The 20,549-nt window shown below is 70.1% G+C and carries 16 protein-coding genes; 4 read left to right on the forward strand and 12 right to left on the reverse strand.

What is annotated here, in order from left to right; genetic code table 11:
* Positions 1–194: 194 nt before the first annotated feature.
* Both HG542_RS01555 and HG542_RS01560 read left to right on the forward strand, forming a co-directional pair.
* The gene (locus HG542_RS01555) at positions 195–1,409 is read left to right on the forward strand and encodes a thiolase family protein (protein WP_171078130.1); all 1,215 of its coding nucleotides are present in this window, start codon (positions 195–197) and stop codon (positions 1,407–1,409) included.
* Positions 1,406–3,535, forward strand: coding sequence for a 3-hydroxyacyl-CoA dehydrogenase NAD-binding domain-containing protein (locus HG542_RS01560; RefSeq protein WP_171078131.1), 2,130 nt, complete (start codon positions 1,406–1,408; stop codon positions 3,533–3,535). The genes HG542_RS01555 and HG542_RS01560 overlap by 4 nt, the downstream gene beginning before the upstream one ends.
* A gap of 231 nt (positions 3,536–3,766) precedes the next feature.
* On the opposite strand, the gene HG542_RS01565 is transcribed toward HG542_RS01560, so the two are convergent.
* Positions 3,767–4,858, reverse strand: a complete 1,092-nt coding sequence (locus HG542_RS01565) for a PLL family lectin (RefSeq protein ID WP_171078132.1) — start codon at positions 4,856–4,858, stop codon at positions 3,767–3,769.
* 104 nt (positions 4,859–4,962) lie between these two features.
* Here HG542_RS01565 and HG542_RS01570 point away from each other — a divergent pair, with 104 nt between their 5' ends.
* Positions 4,963–5,346: a PIN domain-containing protein gene (locus HG542_RS01570; RefSeq protein ID WP_171078133.1), complete on the forward strand. Its 384-nt coding sequence runs from the start codon at positions 4,963–4,965 to the stop codon at positions 5,344–5,346.
* Positions 5,347–5,355: 9 nt separating this feature from the next.
* Here HG542_RS01570 and HG542_RS01575 read toward each other — a convergent pair whose 3' ends face one another.
* The 3 genes from HG542_RS01575 to HG542_RS01585 all read right to left on the reverse strand — a co-directional run bounded on the left by HG542_RS01575 (position 5,356) and on the right by HG542_RS01585 (position 9,814).
* Positions 5,356–6,843: an amino acid permease gene (locus HG542_RS01575; RefSeq protein ID WP_171078134.1), complete on the reverse strand. Its 1,488-nt coding sequence runs from the start codon at positions 6,841–6,843 to the stop codon at positions 5,356–5,358.
* Positions 6,844–6,983: 140 nt separating this feature from the next.
* The gene (gene dxs / locus HG542_RS01580; RefSeq protein ID WP_171078135.1) at positions 6,984–8,915 is read right to left on the reverse strand and encodes a 1-deoxy-D-xylulose-5-phosphate synthase; all 1,932 of its coding nucleotides are present in this window, start codon (positions 8,913–8,915) and stop codon (positions 6,984–6,986) included.
* Positions 8,916–9,010: 95 nt separating this feature from the next.
* Positions 9,011–9,814: a TrmB family transcriptional regulator gene (locus HG542_RS01585; RefSeq protein WP_171078136.1), complete on the reverse strand. Its 804-nt coding sequence runs from the start codon at positions 9,812–9,814 to the stop codon at positions 9,011–9,013.
* 221 nt (positions 9,815–10,035) lie between these two features.
* Here HG542_RS01585 and HG542_RS01590 point away from each other — a divergent pair, with 221 nt between their 5' ends.
* Positions 10,036–11,325 carry a S53 family peptidase gene (locus HG542_RS01590; protein WP_171078137.1) on the forward strand — a complete coding sequence of 430 codons (1,290 nt, stop codon included), beginning with the start codon at positions 10,036–10,038 and terminating at the stop codon, positions 11,323–11,325.
* A 64-nt stretch (positions 11,326–11,389) separates the two neighbouring features.
* Here the strand turns inward: HG542_RS01590 and HG542_RS01595 are convergent, their stop codons facing one another.
* The 8 genes from HG542_RS01595 to ngcE all read right to left on the reverse strand — a co-directional run bounded on the left by HG542_RS01595 (position 11,390) and on the right by ngcE (position 20,454).
* Complete coding sequence (locus tag HG542_RS01595; RefSeq protein WP_171078138.1) at positions 11,390–12,676, reverse strand: sugar ABC transporter permease; 1,287 nt, start codon at positions 12,674–12,676, stop codon at positions 11,390–11,392.
* Positions 12,673–13,458, reverse strand: coding sequence for an ATP-binding cassette domain-containing protein (locus HG542_RS01600; RefSeq protein ID WP_171078139.1), 786 nt, complete (start codon positions 13,456–13,458; stop codon positions 12,673–12,675). The genes HG542_RS01595 and HG542_RS01600 overlap by 4 nt, the downstream gene beginning before the upstream one ends.
* A 27-nt stretch (positions 13,459–13,485) precedes the next feature.
* Positions 13,486–14,589: a substrate-binding domain-containing protein gene (locus HG542_RS01605; protein WP_171078140.1), complete on the reverse strand. Its 1,104-nt coding sequence runs from the start codon at positions 14,587–14,589 to the stop codon at positions 13,486–13,488.
* 211 nt (positions 14,590–14,800) lie between these two features.
* On the reverse strand, positions 14,801–16,000 hold the full coding sequence (locus tag HG542_RS01610; protein ID WP_308110645.1) for an ROK family transcriptional regulator: 1,200 nt from the start codon (positions 15,998–16,000) through the stop codon (positions 14,801–14,803).
* Positions 16,001–16,202: 202 nt separating this feature from the next.
* Positions 16,203–17,054 carry a helix-turn-helix domain-containing protein gene (locus tag HG542_RS01615; protein WP_171078141.1) on the reverse strand — a complete coding sequence of 284 codons (852 nt, stop codon included), beginning with the start codon at positions 17,052–17,054 and terminating at the stop codon, positions 16,203–16,205.
* Between the two features lie 137 nt (positions 17,055–17,191).
* Positions 17,192–18,070, reverse strand: coding sequence for a carbohydrate ABC transporter permease (locus HG542_RS01620; RefSeq protein ID WP_171078142.1), 879 nt, complete (start codon positions 18,068–18,070; stop codon positions 17,192–17,194).
* The gene (locus HG542_RS01625; RefSeq protein ID WP_171078143.1) at positions 18,070–18,987 is read right to left on the reverse strand and encodes a carbohydrate ABC transporter permease; all 918 of its coding nucleotides are present in this window, start codon (positions 18,985–18,987) and stop codon (positions 18,070–18,072) included. Before HG542_RS01625 ends, HG542_RS01620 begins: the two co-directional genes overlap by 1 nt.
* Positions 18,988–19,023: 36 nt before the next feature.
* Complete coding sequence (ngcE, locus tag HG542_RS01630; RefSeq protein ID WP_171078144.1) at positions 19,024–20,454, reverse strand: N-acetylglucosamine/diacetylchitobiose ABC transporter substrate-binding protein; 1,431 nt, start codon at positions 20,452–20,454, stop codon at positions 19,024–19,026.
* Positions 20,455–20,549 lie beyond the last annotated feature (95 nt).

Consider the following 20,549-nt stretch of genomic DNA (forward strand, 5'->3'; position numbering starts at 1 on the left):
GGCGGCGGTCCGGGCCCGTCGGCGTACCCGGACCAGCGGGAAAGGCAGCCGGCGTGTGATCTGCGACGCTCCCCGCCAGAGGGCTGGGCAGCATGGTTACCCGCAAGTAGCATGACGGTGAGCTTCCGCGCCGTGGCGTACCCGTGTTCCGGCATGCCCGAGCGCAGCGACCCCGCATCTGGAGGAGAGCCAACGTGCCTCGTACCGCTAGGGACGTCGTCTTCGTCGACGGCGTCCGCACCCCGTTCGGCAAGGCGGGCCCGAAGGGCATCTACCACGAGACCCGCGCCGACGACCTGGTCGTCAAGTGCATCCGGGAACTGCTGCGCCGCAACCCGGACCTGGACCCGGCCCGGATCGACGAGGTGGCCCTCGCCGCCACGACCCAGATCGGTGACCAGGGCCTGACCCTGGGCCGCACCGCCGGCATCCTCGCGGGCCTCCCGCAGTCGGTGCCCGGCTTCTCCATCGACCGCATGTGTGCCGGTGCGATGACGGCCGTCACCAGCGTCGCCGGCGGCATCGCCTTCGGTGCCTACGACATCGCCGTCGCGGGCGGCGTCGAGCACATGGGCCGCCACCCGATGGGCGAGGGCGTGGACCCCAACCCGCGCTTCGTCTCCGAGAAGCTGGTCGACCAGTCCGCCCTGTTCATGGGCATGACGGCGGAGAACCTGCACGACCGCCTCCCGCACATCACCAAGCAGCGCACCGACGAGTACGCGGTCCGCAGCCAGGAGAAGGCCGCCAAGGCCTACGCGGACGGCAAGATCCAGGCCGACCTGGTGCCGATCTCCGTGCGCCGCACCTCTCCCGACGGCGGCGAGACCGGCTGGGGCCTGGCCACCGCCGACGAGCCGATGCGCCCGGGCACCACGCTGGACGGCCTGGCCTCTCTGAAGACCCCGTTCCGTCCGCACGGCCGGGTCACCGCGGGCAACGCGGCCGGCCTCAACGACGGTGCCACCGCCTCGCTGATCGCCTCCGAGGACGTGGCGCGCGAGCTGGGCCTGCCGGTCAAGATGCGCCTGGTCGCCTATGCGTTCGCGGGTGTCGAGCCGGAGGTCATGGGCATCGGCCCGGTCCCGGCGACCGAGAAGGCGCTCGCCAAGGCGGGCCTGTCGATCGACGACATCGGCCTGTTCGAGATCAACGAGGCCTTCGCGGTGCAGGTGCTCTCGCTCCTGGACCACTACGGCATCGCCGACGACGACCCGCGCGTCAACCAGTACGGCGGCGCCATCGCGTTCGGCCACCCGCTCGCCTCGTCCGGCGTCCGCCTGATGACGCAGCTGGCCCGGCAGTTCGAGGAGCAGCCGCACGTCCGCTACGGCATCACCACCATGTGCGTCGGCTTCGGTATGGGCGGCACGGTCATCTGGGAGAACCCCCACTGGGAGGGCAAGTGAGCACCACCGCCGATCTGTTGAAGGGCGCGGCCGAGCTCTTCCCCGACGAGGTCGTCACGCAGGCGCACGTGCGCCACCTCGACCTCCCGCAGGGCGCGGGCAAGTTCGCCCTCATCACGCTGGACAACGGCCTGGACCACACCAAGCCGACCACCTTCGGCCCGCAGTCGCTCGCCAACCTCGACGCGGCGATCGACCAGGTGGAGAAGGAGGCCGCCGAGGGCGGCATCGTCGGCGTCGGTGTCACCGGCAAGCCGTTCATCTTCGCCGTCGGCGCCGACCTCAAGGGCCTCGAGGTGCTGAAGCGCCACGAGGACGCGGTGGCCATCGGCAAGGGCGGCCACGACGTCTTCAAGCGCCTGGCGGCCCTCGCGGTCCCGACGTTCGCGTACTACAACGGCGCGGCCATGGGCGGCGGCGTCGAGGTCGGCCTGCACTGCACCTACCGCACGGTGTCGCGGGCGCTCCCGGCCTTCTCGCTGCCCGAGGTCTTCCTGGGCCTCGTCCCCGGCTGGGGCGGCTGCACCCTGCTGCCGAACATCATCGGCGCGGACCGCGCGGTCTCGGTGATCATCGAGAACTCGCTCAACCAGAACAAGCAGCTCAAGGGCCAGCAGGTCTTCGACCTCGGGATCGCCGACGCGATCTTCGACGGTGCGGACTTCCTGGAGCAGTCGCTGATCTGGACCGCCTCCGTCCTGAAGGGCACCACCGAGGTCGTCCGGGCCGAGGTCGACCGCGGCGAGGCCTGGGACCGGGCCGTCGAGCGCGGCCGCTTCATCGCCGACGGCAAGGTGCACGGCGCCGCCCCGGCCGCGTACCGCGCGCTGGACATCATCGCCCAGGCCAAGAACGGCGACCTGCGCCAGGGCTTCGACGCCGAGGACCAGGCCCTCGCGGACCTGATCATGTCCGGTGAACTGCGCAGCGGCATCTACGCGTTCAACCTGGTGCAGAAGCGCGGCAAGCGCCCCGCCGGCGCCCCGGACAAGTCGCTGGCCCGCCCGGTCACCAAGGTGGGTGTCGTCGGCGCCGGCCTGATGGCCTCGCAGCTGGCGCTGCTCTTCGCGCGCCGCCTCGAGGTGCCGGTCGTGCTGACCGACATCGACCAGGAGCGCGTCGACAAGGGCGTGGGCTACGTCCACGGCGAGATCGACAAGCTGCTCGGCAAGGGCCGTATCAACCAGGACAAGGCCAACCGCCTCAAGGGCCTGGTGTCCGGCTCCCTCGACAAGGCCGCCGCCTTCGGCGACGCGGACTTCGTCATCGAGGCCGTCTTCGAGGAGATGGGCGTCAAGCAGCAGGTGTTCGCCGAGGTCGAGGCGGTGGTCCCGGAGACCGCCATCCTCGCCACCAACACCTCCTCGCTGTCGGTGTCCGAGATGGCGTCGAAGCTCAAGCACCCCGAGCGGGTCGTCGGCTTCCACTTCTTCAACCCGGTCGCGATCCTGCCGCTGCTGGAGATCGTGCGCGGCGAGCGCACCGACGACGCGGCGCTGGCCACCGCGTTCGCGGTCGCCAAGTCCCTGAAGAAGACGGCCGTGTTGGTGAAGGACGCTCCCGCGTTCGTCGTCAACCGCATCCTGACCCGCTTCATGGGCGAGATCCAGAACGTCATCGACGAGGGCACCCCGGTCGAGACGGCCGAGAAGGCCGTCGAGCCGCTGGGCCTGCCGATGTCCCCGCTGGTCCTGCTGGAGCTGGTCGGCCCGGCGATCGGCCTGCACGTCTCCGAGACGCTGGCCGCCGCCTTCCCCGACCGCTTCAAGGTCTCCCCGAACCTGGCGGCGGTCGTCAAGGCCGGCAAGCGCGGCTTCTACGTCTACGACTCCGGCAAGCCGGAGCTGGACCCCGAGGTCGCGGCCCTCCTGGTGCAGGGCGACACGGTCCTGACGGAGGAGCAGGTCCGCGCCCGCGTCCTGGACGCGGTCGCGCAGGAGATCGGCCTGATGCTGGACGAGGGCGTCGTCGCCGAGGCCCAGGACATCGACCTGTGCCTGATCACCGGCGCCGGCTGGCCCTTCCACCTGGGCGGCCTCACGCCGTACCTGGACCGCGAGGGCATCTCGGAACGGGTGAACGGCAAGCGGTTCCTGCCGCAGGGCGTGGCGAGCGTCCCGGCGTAACGGGCAACGTCGAAAAGGGCCGCGCAGTTCGCGCGGCCCTTTTCGAGTTGGGCTGCGCCCCGTAGGGGGGCGGGGAACTGCGCGATCAGCCCCCACCCGCCCGCAGCCGACGCACCACCCCAGAGGTCCGGGGCGCAGCCCCGGGGACCTCGACTGCGGGCACGTCGTGGCCGGTCGCGCAGTTCCCCGCGCCCCTACGGGGCGCAGCAAGATCCGCCGGACACGCCCCGGCTAGGCCCGCTCCCACTCCCCGAACTCGAGCTCCGCGCCAGCGGCCCGCTGGCGGGCCACCCGCAACCCCCCGCCCTCGGCGACGAACGCCAGAACAACACGCTCGTCCCCGTCGAGCGCAAGCGCCGGCGCACCGGCGCAGGGCTCGGTACCCACCTCCGCCCACGACACGGCGGCAGGATCATCCTGCCCATCCGGCACGACAGCCACAGCCACCCGCCCGGAAGCCGCACGCTGAGCCAGCACCAGGCACAGCCGACCGTCAACGGCCGCGCGCAGCGCAGCCACCGGCCCCGACCCACCCGGGTCGGGCGAGGCCAGCGGCACCGGGGCCGGGGCCTCCGCGCCTTCCTGGCCGGCCTCCGGGTACTGCGCCAGCAAGGCGGAGTCGGCGGCGTCCCGCCAGAAGTGCGCGACGCGCCCGTCCCCGAGGGACACGGACGCCAGCGAGCCGGGCACCGGCTTGGCAGGGGTGTTGAGGGTCCGGACGAACTCACCGCCCGGCTCCTCCTGGCGCCAGCGCAGGACGACCTCGCTCGAGACGGCGAGCAGCTCCGCCCGCCCGTCACCGGTAGCGGCAGCGGACACCGTGTCGAGCAGCCGGCTGCCGTGCAGATCCAGCCAAGGGCCCCAGATGCCCTTGGCATCCTGCTTGCGCGCGCTGAGCCCGTTGCCCGCGTTGCGCAGGGCGATGAAGAGTCCCTCGGCGTCCACGACGGCGGTCGGGGCGCCCATCTGGTCGGCGCGCTCCCAGTCGCGGCCGTAGGGGGTGCCGATCGTGCGCCAGTTGGTGACGGCGCGGCCGGTCTGGAACTGGGTGGTGTAGACGACGTCCGTCTCGGCCCGGCCGTCCTCGTGCTCCCGGCGGCGCAGGCCGGTCAGGTACACATACCCCTCGGGGGTCTGCGCTATGGACAGGTACGGCTCCAGGCCGGGCATCGCCAGGTGCTGGGGGCCGCTCCAGCCGGGGCCGCCGGGGCGGGTCTCGGTCCAGCGCGTGAGGCCGTCCTGGGCCGGGGCGTAGGCCGTCAGCCGGCCGTCCTTGCCCCTCAGCAACCAGCCGGTGGTGGGGGCGGCCGTCCGCACTGCCATGACTCGCTGTCAGCCTCTCTCGTCGGGGAGTTCGTCGGCTTTGCCGACGCCCGACCCTAACATTGCACGCCTCGCGGGCCCCCGGGCGTGCGAGGCTGTCCCCCGTGAACGATCATGTTGCGCTTCTTGTCGTGGATGCGGCGAATGTCGTCGGCTCCGTGCCCGACGGCTGGTGGCGCGATCGCGCCGGCGCCGCCGAGCGTCTGCGTGACCGGCTCGCGGCGGACGGGCTGCCGGCCGGAGCTGTGCAGCCGCCGACCGGACCGCTGGAGATCGTGCTCGTCGTGGAAGGGGCCGCCCGGGGTGTCGCCCCGGTGCCCGGCGTGCAGGTCGTCGCCGCTGCGGGCAGCGGGGACGACCGCATCGTGGAGCTCGTCGCCGCCCGGGCGCCCGGGCGGCGGTGCATCGTCGTCACCGCCGACCGGGAGCTGCGTTCCCGAGTGCGGGCACTGGGTGCGGACGTCGTGGGGCCTCGCGCCGTCCGATAGTCACGCCTCTTACGAGGCGTTCCGGGCGCCCACCCGGCTGTGCCTGCGGCCGTACGCGAAGTACACCGCCACCCCCAGCACCATCCAGGCCGCGAACCGCAGCCATGTCTCCGCGGGCAGGTTGAGCATCAGCCACACCGACGCCGTCACCGACAGCACCGGCACGGCCGGGACGAACGGGGTGCGGAAGGCCCGCGGCAGGTCCGGCCGCGTACGGCGCAGGATGACCACGCCGAGCGCGACGACGACGAACGCGAACAGCGTCCCGATGTTGACCAGTTCGGCCAGGACGTCGATCGAGGTGAAGCCCGCCACCACCGCGACCACCACGCCCAGCAGGATCGTCGAGCGGTAGGGGGTGCCGAAGCGCGGGTGGACGGTCGAGAAGAACCGCGGCAGCAGCCCGTCGCGGCTCATGGCGAAGAACACCCGGCTCTGGCCGAGCAGCAGGATCATGCAGACGGTGGTCAGGCCGATCGCGGCGCCGAAGCTGATCAGCCCGGCCCAGAAGGGCTGCCCGCGGCTCTTGAACGCGTCGGCGAGCGGTGCCTCCGTGGAGAGCCGGCTGTACTTCTCCATGCCGGTGACGACGACGGAGACGCCCACGTACAGCGCGGTGCAGATGGCGAGCGAGCCGAGGATGCCGCGGGGGACGTCGTGCTGGGGGTTGCGGGTCTCCTCGGCGGCGGTGGCGACGATGTCGAAGCCGATGAAGGCGAAGAAGACGATGGCGGCGGCCGAGAAGATGCCCATGACGCCGAAGTTCGACGGGGTGAAACCGAAGATCAGCTGCGAGAGCGGTGCGGCGAGCCCGTTGTTGCCGGAGGTGCCCTGCGCGGGCGGGATGAACGGCCTGTAGTTGTCGCCGTTGATCAGGAAGGCGCCCACGACGATGACGATGAGGACGACGGTGACCTTGACCGCGACCACCACCGCGGTCACCCGCGAGGAGAGCTTTATTCCTGCGACGAGGATGACGGTCAGTGCCAGGACCAGGGCGCAGGCGAGGATGTCGAAGCCGAAGGTGCCGCCGTGCGGGCCGCTGAGCACGGCCGGCAGGTGCCAGCCGGCATTGTCCAGCAGCGACCGGATGTAGCCGGACCAGCCGACGGCTACCACGGCGCAGCCCAGCGCCAGTTCCAGGATCAGGTCCCAGCCGATGATCCACGCGGGCAGTTCGCCGAGCGTGGCGTACGAGAAGGTGTACGCGGACCCGGCGACCGGGACGGTGGCGGCGAACTCCGCGTAGCAGAGGGCCGCGAGGCCGCACACGATGCCGGCGAGGACGAAGGCCAGCGCCACGGCCGGCCCTGCGTTCTGTTTGGCGACCTTTCCGGTGAGCACGAAAATGCCGGTGCCGATGACGACACCGACGCCGAACACCGTGAGGTCGAGTGCGGAGAGGGACTTTTTGAGCGCGTGTTCCGGTTCCTCGGTGTCCTGGATGGACTGCTCGACCGTTTTCGTCCGGAACATGCCGCGCGTACCGCGGGTCATCGGCTCACCTCCACCGTCGCGAGTCTCCGCGATGATGGAACCCGCTCGGGGGTGGCAACGGCCACCCCCGTGCAGGATTCACCCTATGGAGGGGTGCCTCGAACGCCGGACGGCCTGATTCCGGCCCGTCCGGGGGCGTCTCAGTCCCGCACCGGCTCCGCGTCGGAGGCCGTGGCGTCGTCGTCCAGGCGTCCGTCCAGCTTGGCCACCAGACCCGTCACCTGGCGGGCGATGTCCGGCGCCGTGAGGCCGATCTCCGCCATGATCTCCTTGCGGGAGGCGTGGTCGAGGAAGCGGGCGGGGATGCCGAAGTCGCGCAGCGGGAGGTCGACGCCCGCGTCGCGCAGGGCCTGGGCGATCGCCGAACCGACGCCGCCGACACGGCCGTTGTCCTCGACGGTGACGACGACGCGGTGCTCCGCGGCGAGCCCGGGCAGCGCCTCGTCGACCGGCTTGACCCAGCGCGGGTCGACGACGGTGGTGGAGATGCCCTGCTTGTCGAGGAGGTCGGCGATCTCCAGGCACATCGGGGCGAGCGCGCCGACGGAGACGAGGAGCACGTCCGGGCGGACGGTGCCCTCGGCGGGGCGGCGCAGGACGTCCATGCCGCCGATGCGGCCGACGGCCTCGACGGCCGGGCCGACGGTGCCCTTGGAGTAGCGCACGACCGTGGGGGCGTCCTTGACCTCGACGGCCTCGCGCAGCTGGGCGCGCACCTGGTCGGCGTCGCGCGGGGCCGCGATCCGCAGGCCGGGGACGACCTGGAGGATCGACATGTCCCACATGCCGTTGTGCGAGGCGCCGTCGTCACCGGTGACGCCGGCGCGGTCCAGGACGAACGTCACGCCGCACTTGTGCAGGGCGACGTCCATCAGGACCTGGTCGAAGGCGCGGTTGAGGAAGGTCGCGTAGACCGCGAAGACCGGGTGCAGGCCGCCGGTGGCGAGGCCCGCGGCGGAGACGGCCGCGTGCTGCTCGGCGATGCCCACGTCGTAGACGCGGTCGGGGAAGGCCTTGGCGAAGGGCTGCAGGCCGACGGGCTGCATCATGGCGGCGGTGATGGCCACGATGTCGTCGCGCTCGCGGCCGAGCTTGACCATCTCCTCGCCGAAGACCGAGGTCCAGCTGGTGCCGCCGGAGGAGACGGGGAGGCCGGTGTCGGGGTGGATGACGCCGATGCCGTGGAAGCGGTCGCCCTCGTGCTGCTCGGCGGGCTTGTAGCCGCGGCCCTTCTCGGTGAGGCAGTGGACGAGGACGGGACCGTTGAAGCGCTTGGCGCGCTGCAGGGCGGACTCCAGGGCCTCGATGTCGTGGCCGTCGATGGGGCCGACGTACTTCAGGCCGAGGTCCTCGAACATGCCCTGCGGGGCGATGAAGTCCTTGAGGCCCTTCTTGGCGCCGTGCAGCGTCTCGTAGAGGGGCTTGCCGAGGACGGGGGTGCGCTCCAGCAGATCCTTGCCGCGGGCCAGGAAGCGCTCGTAGCCGTCGGTGGTGCGCAGGGTGGCGAGGTGGTTGGCCAGGCCGCCGATGGTGGGCGCGTAGGAGCGCTCGTTGTCGTTGACGACGATGACGAGCGGGCGGTCCTTGGCGGCGGCGATGTTGTTCAGCGCCTCCCAGGCCATGCCGCCGGTGAGCGCTCCGTCGCCGATGACGGCGACGACGTGGTCCTTGCGGCCGCGCACCTCGTTGGCCTTGGCGAGGCCGTCGGCCCAGCCCAGGACCGTCGAGGCGTGGCTGTTCTCGATCACGTCGTGCTCGGACTCGGCGCGGGAGGGATAGCCGGAGAGGCCGTCCTTGGCGCGCAGCCGGGAGAAGTCCTGGCGGCCGGTGAGCAGCTTGTGGACGTAGGCCTGGTGGCCGGTGTCGAAGAGGATCTTGTCCTTCGGGGAGTCGAACACCCGGTGCAGGGCGATGGTGAGCTCCACCACGCCGAGGTTGGGTCCGAGGTGGCCGCCGGTCTTGGCGACTGCGTCGACGAGGAAGGAACGGATCTCCGCGGCCAGCCGGTCGAGCTGCTCCGGGCCGAGCCGGTCCAGGTCGCGCGGTCCCCCGATGCGGGTCAGCAGGGCCACCCGTGCCTCCTTGAGTGTCGGTCGACGCTGACTAATGATCCCGTCGAGTCTAATCTTCCGTCCGCGATCACGGTGAACGGGTTATGCGACCTATGTCACGCGTTCGGCGCAGCACGGTCCCAAACCGTCTGAAAAGCGAGGCGGAGACAGGATGCCAGGGCCGGGTGCTCGATGTAGAGGGCGGTGGTGGAGCCGGTGCCGGCCACCGGGTCGGGCATGTCGCACAGGACGAGCGAGGCGTCGGCGACGACGAGCTTCAGCGGCAGCTCCGCGGTGAAGCGGGCCTCCTCCCCCGCCTGGCCGAAGCGCAGGACGCTTTCCTTCAGCTCCGGGTCGTCGAGCGCGTCCCGGGTGTAGACCGCACGGACGGTGCCGCCCGCGCGGCTGATGCGGCGGGCCGCCTTGATGCCGGCGGTGTTGCGGGTGGGGGCGACGAAGGGTGGCCGGCAGAAGGTGAGGAGTTCGCCGGTGGCCTGGGTCTGGATGTCGGCGAACCGGTCGGCGATGGCGCCGGGGTCGCGGAGCACCTCGATGTAGTCGAGCGGGTCGGTGTGCGTGCGGCCGTCGGTCCAGAGCGGCAGCAGGGCCGCCGCGAGTCCGGCCGAGACGCGCTCCAGCTCTTCGAGCGTCTCCCTGCGGCGTGCCATCAGCCGCGTGAGGGCGAGTTCCGGGGCGACGGCGGACCAGGTGGCGACCCGCCCGCCGTGGGCCGTGGCCAGGCCGCTGCGGGTGAGCGCGTCCAGGACGTCGTAGATCCGCTGGCGGGGCACCCCGGCCTCGCGGGACACCTGGGCGGCCGTGAACGTCTCGCGTCTGACCAGGGCCTGGTAGACGCGTGCCTCGTACCGCGACAGCCCGAGCGCCACGAGGCCGGCGACGGTTTCCTGCTCCGGCTCCATGACGACCACGCTATCCGCCGGCGATCAACGCGAACCCACCGGAGCTGCATGCATAACAAGCCTTTGCCGTAAGGCTGTTGTCGACCGGAGGGGGCGTCGCTACTTTCGGGTCAGTGCCACCACTCACCGGGGTGGCACTTTTCGGAGGGCTTGATTGTCATGCCCTCAACATCATCGGCCCGTCTGCACCGCAGACGGACACCCCCCATGGAGGCACGTCCATGCACTCCACGAAGTCCGGCTCCCCCGGCTCCAGACGGCCCGCCGGCCGCGCCGTCGCCGCCCTGTTCTCCCTCGCGGCCCTGGTCAGCGGCGGTCTCATAGCCGCCGCCCCCGCATCGTCCGCCGCCGTCTCCCCCCACACCGCGGACGGCCCCCACGTCCGGCAGCTCTGCTCCGAGAGCACGAGGCCGGGACAGATGCACTGCCTGGGTCTGGTCCGTACCGACGTCGAACAGCACCTCGGCATCACCGACGACGCCGCTCCCTCCGGCCTGAGCCCGGCCGACCTCCAGAGCGCCTACAACCTGCCCTCCGGCGCGGGTTCCGGCGCCACCGTGGCCATCGTCGACGCGTACGACGACCCCAACGCCGAGCAGGACCTGGCCACTTACCGCGCCCAGTACGGCCTGCCCGAGTGCAGCACCGCCAACGGGTGCTTCCAGAAGGCGGACCAGAACGGCGGCACCAGCTACCCGACCGCCGACTCCGGCTGGGCCGGCGAGATCTCCCTCGACGTCGACATGGTCAGCGCCGCCTGCCCGCAGTGCCACATCCTGCTCGTCGAGGCGAACAGCGCCACCATGGACGACCTCGGCGCGGCCGTGAACCGCGCCGTCACCATGGGCGCCAAGTACGTCTCCAACAGCTACGGCGGCAACGAGGACGCGACCGACCCCGCCTCCGACTCCTCCTACTTCAACCACCCCGGCGTCGCCATCACCGTGAGCTCCGGCGACAGCGGCTACGGCGTCGAGTACCCGGCGGCCTCCCAGTACGTGACGGCCGTGGGCGGCACCTCGCTCACCCGCGACAGCAGCAGCCGCGGCTGGTCCGAGTCGGTGTGGGGCTCGAGCTTCGGCGGCCAGGGCGCGGGCTCCGGCTGCTCCGCGTACGACCCGAAGCCGTCCTGGCAGCAGGACACCGGCTGCACCAAGCGCAGCGTCGCCGACGTCTCGGCCGTCGCCGACCCCGCCACGGGCGTCGCGGTCTACGACAGCTACCAGGCGAGCGGCTGGAACGTCTACGGCGGCACCAGCGCCTCGTCGCCGATCATCGCCTCCGTGTACGCACTGGCCGGCACCCCGGCCGCGGGCACGTACCCGGCCTCGTACCCGTACGCCCACCCCTCGGCGCTCAACGACGTGACCAGCGGCTCCAACGGCAGCTGCAGCCCGTCCTACCTGTGCAACGCGGGCCCCGGCTACGACGGCCCCACGGGCCTCGGCACCCCCAACGGCACCGCCGCCTTCGCCTCCGGCTCCGCGGACGACGGCAACGCCCGCCGCTGACCGAGCACTTGCAGTGGGCCCGGACGCGCATGGTCCGGGCCCACCACCGCGCCCCGCCGGGGCGCTACACGCGCCCCGCCGTCTTCTGCGTCTTCCGCGACAGCGAGTCGATGACGACGGCCGCCAGCAGCACCGCGCCCGTGATCATGTACTGGACGGCGGAGGCGATGCCGAGCAGCGCCATGCCGGAGGCGATGGACTGGATGACGAGGACGCCCAGCAGCGCCGACCAGGTCCGGCCGCGGCCGCCGAAGAGGCTGGTGCCGCCGATGACGGCCGCGGCGATGGCGTTCATCAGCAGACTGCCCGCGCCGGAGGACTGGTTGGCGGCGTTGATCTGCGAGGCCAGGAACATCCCGCCGAGGGCGGCCATCGTGCCGGACAGCGCGAACACCGAGATCCGCACGGCCGCCACGTTGATGCCCGCACGCCTGGCGGCCTCCACACTGCCGCCCAGGGCGTAGACGGTGCGCCCGTAACGGGTACGCCGCAGCACGAAGTCGGAGGCGACGACCACCCCGAGGAAGATCACCACGGCCAGCGGCAGGCCCTTGTACTGGTTGAACAGCCACGCCACCACGAAGGCCGGCACCGCGAGCACGGCCGTGCGCAGCACGATCTCGCTCAGCGGCCTGCTGGGCACCCCGGCCGCCTCCCGGCGCCTGCTGTCGCGGTACGAGAACAGGAAGAACGCCGCCACGCACAACGTCGCCAGGCCGTAGGCGGCGGAGATGTCGGTGAAGTAGTGGTTGGTCAGCTGGGCGACCAGGCCCGAGTCGTCGAGGTTGATGGTGCCGTCGGAGCCGAGCACCTGGAGCATCAGCCCGTTCCAGCCGAGCAGTCCGGCCAGGGTGACGACGAAGGCCGGAACGCCGATCCGCGCGAAGAAGAAGCCGTGCAGGGCACCGATGACCGTCCCGGAGAGCACAGCGACGACCAGCGCGAGCCACTCCGGCATGCCGTGGTTGATGTTGAGCACCGCGAAGACCGCTGCCGCGAGTCCGCTGACCGAGCCGACGGAGAGGTCGATCTCGCCGAGGACGAGGACGAAGACGATGCCGACCGCGATCAGTCCGGTGCCGGCGGCGGTGACGAAGAGGTTGGAGAGGTTCTCGGCACCGAGGAAGGCGGAGTCCTTCAGCTGGAAGACCAGGCCGATCACGATCAGCCCGACCACCACGGGCAGCGAACCCAGTTCACCGCTGCGCAGCTTGCGCCCGAACTCGCTCCAGTAGCCCGCGAATCCCTCCTGGCGGACCAGCAGCCGCGGGTCGACGGCGGTGGTGACGGCGGCGGGCGGGGCGTCCTGCGGACGGCCGTTGTCCTCGGCCGGTGTGAGGTCCGTGGTCATTGCTCCCCCTCCCCTTCCGCAGCGCGTGCCCGGCGGCGGGTGACGGCGTTGTCGGTGGCACCGGTGATGGCGGCGACGATCTCCTCCTGGGTGGTGCTGCACACCTCGAAGGTGCCGTTGTTGCGGCCGAGGCGGAGGACGGCGACGCGGTCGGCGACGGCTTTGACGTCGGCCATGTTGTGGCTGATGAGGATCACGGCCAGGCCGCGTTCGCGCAGCCGCTCCACCAGGTCCAGGACCTGTGCGGTCTGCTCGACGCCGAGGGCGGCGGTGGGCTCGTCCAGGATGACGACCTTGGGCTCGCCGAGGAGGGAGCGGGCGATGGCCACCGTCTGCCGCTGCCCGCCCGACAGCGAGGCGACCGGGATGCGCACGCTGGGGATGCGGATGGAGAGGGTGGACAGCAGCTCACGGGCGCGGCGCTCCATCTCGACCTCGTCCAGCACCCCGGCGCGCAGGATCTCCCGGCCGAGGAAGAGGTTGCCGACGACGTCGAGGTTGTCGCACAGGGCGAGGTCCTGGTAGACGGTCGCGATGCCCAGTTCCTGGGCCGCGTGCGGCCGGTCCACGGTGACGGGCCGGCCCTCCCACTCGATCTTCCCCTCGTCGGCCGGGCCCACCCCGGCGATCGTCTTGACCAGGGTGGACTTTCCGGCCCCGTTGTCGCCCACCAGGGCGACCACCTCGCCGGCACGGATCTCCAGATCGACCTCGCTCAGCGCCTGGACGGCACCGAACCGCTTGGAGATCCCGCGCAACGCCAGCACGGGCGCAGCAGGCATATGAATCAACTCCCTTTGCCGCGCGGGCTACTTCAGGCCGGCCTTGTCGCAGTCCGCCTGGTACTTGGCGGTGCAGATCTCGTTCAGGGTGAAGAAGCCCTCCTTGCCGACGTACTGCTTGATGTCGTCCTTGGTCAGGGCGAAGGGCGTGACGATGATGGCGGGGATCTTCTTCTGCGAACCGCTGTTGACGGTGGAAGTGGCGACGGAGCCGAGTGTGGTGCCGCGGGCGAGCGCAACGGCCATTTCCGCGGCCGCATCGGCCTCGGGCTTGTAGGGCTTGTAGACGCTCATGAACTGTTCGCCCGTCAGAATTCGCTGGACAGCGGAGAGTTCGGCGTCCTGGCCGGTGACCGGAGGGAGCTTGTCGAAACCGGCGCTCTTGAGCGCGGTGATGATGCCGCCCGCCATGCCGTCGTTGGCCGAATAGACCCCGACGATATTCTCCTTGCCGAGCGAGGAGATGGCGCCCTTCATGTTCTCGTTGGCGTTCTCCGGCTTCCACTCCTTGGTGTCGTACTCCTTGCCGATCTTCACCTTGCCGTCCAGGACGGAATGCGCACCGGTCTTGTACATCTTGGCGTTGGGGTCGGTGACGGAGCCGTTCATCATGACGATCTGGCCCTTGGCGGCATTGCCGTCCAGCGCCTTGAGCAGGGACTCGCCCTGGATCCTGCCCACGCGTTCGTTGTCGACGGAGGTGTAGGCCTTCACCGGGCCCTCGGCCAGTCGGTCGTAGGCCACGACCGGGATGCCCTTGTCCTTGGCCTTCTTGACCGAGCTCGCTATCGACTTCGCGTCCACCGCGTCCAGGATCAGCGCATCGACCTTCTTCGTGATCATCGTGTCGACCTGCTGCTGCTGAACCGACGCATCCTGCTTGGCGTTCTCGTAGAGAATCGTGGTGTCGGTACCCGCGAGCTCCTTGAGTTTCTTCTCGATCAGGGGCTTGTCGAAACGCTCGTAACGGGCGGTCTGATTCTCCGGCAGCAACAGCCCGATCGTCAGCGCGCCCTTCTTCTCCTTCGTGGGGCCGCCGCCTGCTTCCTTGGCCTTGCCGCAGGCCGCGAGCCCCGCCGCCATGGAGAGCGCCGCCATGGCCACGACGGCACGGCGCAGATGCGTGTTCACGTGCAGATACCTCCCTGACGAGGCCGCGTCGTCGCGGCCGAGGTGGCTGGAAGTCTTCTGCGCAGCCCAAAGAGCGTCAAGAAGTAGCGTCTTAACGACATGGCAACGATGCCATTCGTTACCTCTGTGAACTCAAAGCACTCGGAATCAGGGGCGAAGCCAGGGGTGGAACCGCAGGACGGTCAGAGCCATCGGACCACCGCGGCGCCCGTCAGGCAAGCGCAGGGGCGTCCGCCGGACGGGTCTCCTCCAGCAGGCTCGAGTCGCCCATCTCGCTGAGCACCAGCGCCAGCGCGCCGAGCACCTCGGAACGGCCGCCCAGCGCCCCCGGCACGACCTCCAACTGCCGTGCCGCGCTGGGGATCGCGTACCGCGAGACCGACTCGCGGATGGGCCCGAGCACCAGCTCGCCGGCCTCCGCGAGCTCCCCGCCGAGCACCACCCGGCTGGGGTTGAGCAGATTGCACAGGCTCGCCACGGCGCTGCCGATGTGCCGCCCGACGTCCCCGATCACGCGCCGGCAGCCGGGGTCGCCCGCGCGGGCGAGCTCGACCATGCGCACCACGGTCAGGTCGGTGCCGTGCGCCGAATGGAGCAGCGGCAGCACATGCCGGGCGGCGGCGAACGTCTCCAGACAGCCGCGGTTGCCGCAGCGGCACACCGGCCCGGACTCGTCCAGCGTGATGTGCCCGATCTCCCCGGCGGTGCCGCCCGGGCCCCGGTAGATCCGCCCGTTGATCACCAGTCCGGCGCCCACGCCGCTGGCGACCTTGATGTAGGCCAGGTCCGTGGCCCCGCGGCCGGCGCCCCATACGAGTTCGCCGAGGGCGCCGAGGTTGGCATCGTTGTCGACGTGGACGGGGACGCCGAGCCGGGCCGCGAGGTTCTCCCGGGGGTTGGTGCCGACCCAGCCCGGCAGGATCGCGGTCGAGCCCAGCACCCCGGACTCCACGTCGATCGGCCCCGGGACCCCGAGACCCACCCCGACGATCTTGCGCGGGCTGATCCCCGCGGCCGCGATCAGCCGCCTGACCAGCTGCTCGGCCCGGTCCAGGCCCTGCTCCGCCGAGGCGTCCACGTCCAGCGGCTCGGCCTCCTCGGCCAGGACCCGATGGGCGAGGTTGCCGACGGCGACGCGGAGGTGGGTGTGGCCGAAATCGACACCGACGACGATCCCGGAGTCACCGGAGAGCGAGACGCTGCGGGCCCGCCGCCCGCCGGAGGAGGTGGGCGTCACCTCGACCGTGCCGCTGTCCTTCAGTTCCCGGACGATGTTGGAGACCGTGGCGGCGGACAGGCCCGTGGTACGGGCGATCTCGGCCTGGGTGAGCGACCCCGCCATACGGACCGCGCGTACGACCCGCTCCAGGTTGGCCCGGTGCAGCGACGACTGCGAACCCGGAGTTTCCACGCCTATCCACTCCCAAGCCGTTTCTCCAACATCTGAACTCTAAGCTCAGCCCTCCGGCCCGACTTGCGTCAAGGTCCGGAAACAGCCGACCCCTTATCGTACGGGGGCGCCGCGCCCCGTAACGGGCGCGGGACTGCTGCACCATGCGGCTCCGCCGCGTGGGCGCGACCAGCCACAGCGGCCCCGCACCCGAAGAACCGCCCTACGGCCGCACCGCGTGCTGCCGGATCATCTCCAGCGACCTCGCCGGATCCAGCGCAAGAGTGGTGAGGCCGTCGAAGACGCCCCGGTACCGCTGGACCTCCTCGTCCTGGTCGAGGTGGGTGGTCCCGGCCAGCCCGTCCATGAGGACGACATCCATCCCCGGGCACGCCGCGCCGTAGAGCACGAACGACCCGTCCAGCCCCCCGTGCGCCCCGCTGCCGAACGGCACGACCCGCACCGAGACCCGCCCGCTCTCCGCCAGTCCGGCGATGTGCTCCAGCTGCCGCCGCATCACCGTCTCCCCGCCCACGCACGAGCGCAGCACCGCCTCGTAGAGCACGGCCCGGTACTCCGGCGGATCGGCCTTCTCGAAGATCTGCTGCCGGGCCGTCCGGGCCTCCACGCACTGCTCGACCTGGGCCTCGGTGTACGCGCGCCGGCCGCGCCGGAACAGGGCGCGCATATAGCCCGGCACCTGGAGCAGGCCGGGGACGAGAACGGTCTGCCAGGTGCGGATGCGCACGGCGGTGGACTCCAGGTGCGCCAGGTCCACGATGCCGGGGAAGGTCTTCGCGTACTGGTTCCACCAGCCCTGCCGACGCCCCTCCTTCGCCATCTCCACGAGCGACTCGACCAGCTCCCGGTCCGTGACCCCGTAGACCTTCAGCAGGCCGCGGAGCTCGAACGGCCGGATGCCGTTCGCCCCCGTCTCGATCCGGCTGATCTTCGCCTGCCCGCACTCCAGTGCCGCTGCGGCGTCCTCCCCCGACATGCCGGCCGCCTCGCGCAGCCGGCGCAGTTCGGCGCCCAGCCGCCTCTGGCGGATGGTCGGTGGCGGTTTCCCTCCCATGGCGTTCCCCCTCCCCCTGTGGAGCCCCTCCCTCTGCAGGACAAGGAGTCTGCCTGCAGGAACGCGGAGCGCACAGTCACCCACAGGGGTAGAGGCATGGCGAATTTATGCAGTCAGGGGTGGCTGCTTCGCACTGCTCACTTCAGCGCACCCGCCGTCAGCCCCGCCTGTACCTGCCGCTGGAAGACGATGTACGCGGCGAGCACCGGCAGCATCGCCATCACCAGCCCCGCGAACAGCCCCGACCAGTCGCCCCGGTAGCCCTGGTTCACGGCGAGGGCCACCAGTCCCTGCGGCAGCAGCTTGCGGTTCTCGTCGCCGACGTTGAGCACCGTGGGCAGCAGGTACTGGTTCCACTGGCCCAGGAAGTTGAAGATGCCGACGCTGATCAGCCCCGGCCGGGCCATCGGCAGCATCACCTGGAAGAAGGTCCGGGTGTGCGACGCCCCGTCGATCATCGCCGCCTCCGCCACCGACGTCGGCAGCGTCCGGAAGAAGCCGCTGAGGAAGAAGATCGTGAACGGCAGCGAGTAGGCGATGTAGACCAGGATCAGCCCGGGATAGGTGTTCAGCAGCTGCATGTTCTTCATCACGAAGAACAGCGGCACCAGCGCCAGGATGACGGGAAAGCTCATCCCGCCGACGAAGAGGAAATAGATCAGCCGGTTGCCGGGGAACTCGAAACGGGCCAGCACATAGGCCGCCATCGCCCCCAGCAGCATCGTCCCGAACAGCGAACCCGCCACGACGATCAGCGAATTGAGGAAGTACTGGCTCATGTGCGCCTGGGACCACGCCCGCCCCCACGCGTCGAAGTGCAGTCGCCCCGGCAGCGCCCACGGCGAGGTGAAGATCTCGTTGTCGGTCTTGAAGGCGCTCATCACCGCCCACAGCAGCGGCAGCGTCACCATCAGACCCCACAGCACGAGGACCCCGTGCGAGAAGACGTTGAGCACCCGCCCCTCGCTGCCGCCCGCCTGCTGCGGCTCGGTCCGTCGGGAATCGCGTACGGGCATCAGTACTCCAGTCGTTCGCGCCGGCCGAGCTTCATCACGATGCCCGCGAAGAGAAGGGTGACGATGAGCAGCGCCACCCCGAGCGTGGTGGCGTATCCGGCCTGTCCGTCACGGAACGCCTTCGTGTAGAGGTAGAAGGACAGCACTTCCGTGGAATAGTCGGGCCCGCCCGGCCCCACGGTCATGATCTGTACGACCGCGAAGCCGTCGAGCGCCATGATGCCCATGTAGACCCAGCCGGTCTGCACCGTGTCCCACAGCAGCGGCAGCGTGATGCGGAAGAAGGTCTGGAGGCGGTTGGCGCCGTCGAGCAGGGCTGCCTCGTAGAAGTCCTTCGGGATGGAACTCATGCCGGCCGAGAACAGCACGACGTAGAAGCCGACGTTGCTCCAGACCATCACCGCCATCACGCACCACAGCGCGAGCCGCGGATCACCCAGCCATTCCGGGTGGACGGATCCCAGACCGACCGCCCGGAGCAGGGAGTTGAGGGCACCGCTGTTGGGGTTGTAGCCGAACTGGAAGAGCAGGGCGACGATCGCGATCGAGAGCACCTGGGGAAAGAAGTACACGACCTTGTAGAAACCGGAGCCGCGCACGCCGGCCACCGCCGCGTTCTTCCTGCGGCGGCCGCCGACGTTGAGCATGAAGGCGAAGAACAGGCCGAGGCCGAGCGTCACCACCGGCAGGATCAGCAGCAGGAGGACGTTGTGTCCCACGGCCTTCCAGAACACCTCGTCGTGCCACAGCCGTTGGTAGTTCTTGAAGCCCGTCACCGCGAAGTCGGGGCTCAGGCCCGTCCAGTCCGTGAAGGAGTAGTAGATGGCCTGGACGAACGGCGAGATCACAAAGATCCCGTAGATCGCCAGGGGCAGGACCAGAAACCCCGCGATGAAGCGGTACTTGCCGTGCTGCATGCCCTCCGACCCCGATCCGCGTGTGTGCTCAAGCGCCTACTTGTGCTTGTACTTCTTGACGGAGTCGTCCTTGGCCGTCTCGTCCGCGTAGCGCTGGATCTTCGTGATCGCCTCGTCCGGGGTCAGCCGGCCCGCCATCATCTCGCCGAGCGCCCCCACCCCGATCTTCTCCTTCTGCAGGGCCACGTACCAGTCCTGGATCCGGGGGTTGACGACGTTCTTCCCGGCCTTGGCGAGGGCCTCCTGGGAGGAGGCGAGCCCCGGCGGAAGCGTGATCCCCTCGGTGCCGCCGTTGAACGAGGTGAGGGAGGACACCTTCTGGACGAAGTTCTGCGAGGACTTCTTGCCGAGCATCACCCGCAGCAACTCCATGCCGCCCTGCGGGTTCTTGGCGTTCTTCGGCACGATGAACGGTTCGCCGCCCGCGGCCCACAGGGTGCCGAACGGCATCTTGTCGTTCTTGTCGAGGCTGGACGGGGCCCCGACGGCCATCTGGAAGTCCTTGGGCGTGGTCTTCTTCGACTCGTTCTCCACCCACGAACCATTGGGGATGAACAGCGCCTTGCCCTCGTTCCAGGCGGTCTGGGACTCGATATGGGTGAGGCCGGGCGTGCCCTGGAGGATGTAGCCCTTCCTGTAGAGCTCGTAGTACGCGTCGAAGGCGGCCTTGACGGCCGGGTCCTTCCAGGCGTTCGGCTCCAGGTTGTCGATACGGTTCAGCACCTCGACGCCGCCGATCTTGGCGATGAACGGGTAGAGGCTGAAGGGCAGGTAGTACGGGTACTTTCCGGCGTACGTCCAGCCGGCGATGCCCTTCTTCTTCGCCGCCTCGCAGACCTTGAGCATGTCGTCCCAGGTCTCGGGGTACTGGGCGTCGAGCTTCTGCAGATTGGTCCTGGAGTACCAGACGCCGTACACCGTGTAGGCGTAGTAGAGGATCCAGGTCTCGTCGCCCTCGAACTTCCCCATCTCCACGACGCCCGGACGCAGGGTGTCGCGCACCTTCTTGGCGGGGTCGTCGAAGGAGGGTGCGTCCAGCAGGGAGTTGAGGTCGGTCAGCTGCTGCTTTCCGACGAGCGTGCCCATGTCCATCTGCTTGGCACCGGAGTTGTCGATGAGGTCCGGCGGGGCGCCGCCGTTGAACCGGGGCTGCAGTTCGGTCTGGATGTCCTGCGTGGCGGAATGCTTGACCTGGGCCTTGGGAAAAGCGGCCTTGTACTCCGCCTCGGCGTCCTTGGCGTACTGGTCGCCGAAGCCGCCGTTGAAGATGACGACGTCGAGCGGCGCGGTCTCATTGACGGCCAGGGGGTTCTTGGCGCTCTTCTTCCCCTTGTCCACGTGATTGTCGTCGCTGCCGCCGCCGCTCGCGCAGGCGCTCAGCGCACTCATCGCCGGAACCGCGAACAGTCCGGCCGCGGCGGCCCGTTTGATCAGATCACGCCGGCTGAATTCCGGGGTGGTTCCCATGCGCAAGTCCTCGCTCTCCCACAGGACTCAGGCGGTGCACCGGTCTCCCCTTGCCGATTCGCCGTCGAGGACTCGCCGTACGAAGGGCCCGACAC

It is taken from the genome of Streptomyces morookaense, from assembly GCF_013030945.1.
Taxonomy (GTDB): Bacteria; Actinomycetota; Actinomycetes; order Streptomycetales; family Streptomycetaceae; genus Streptomyces; species Streptomyces morookaensis.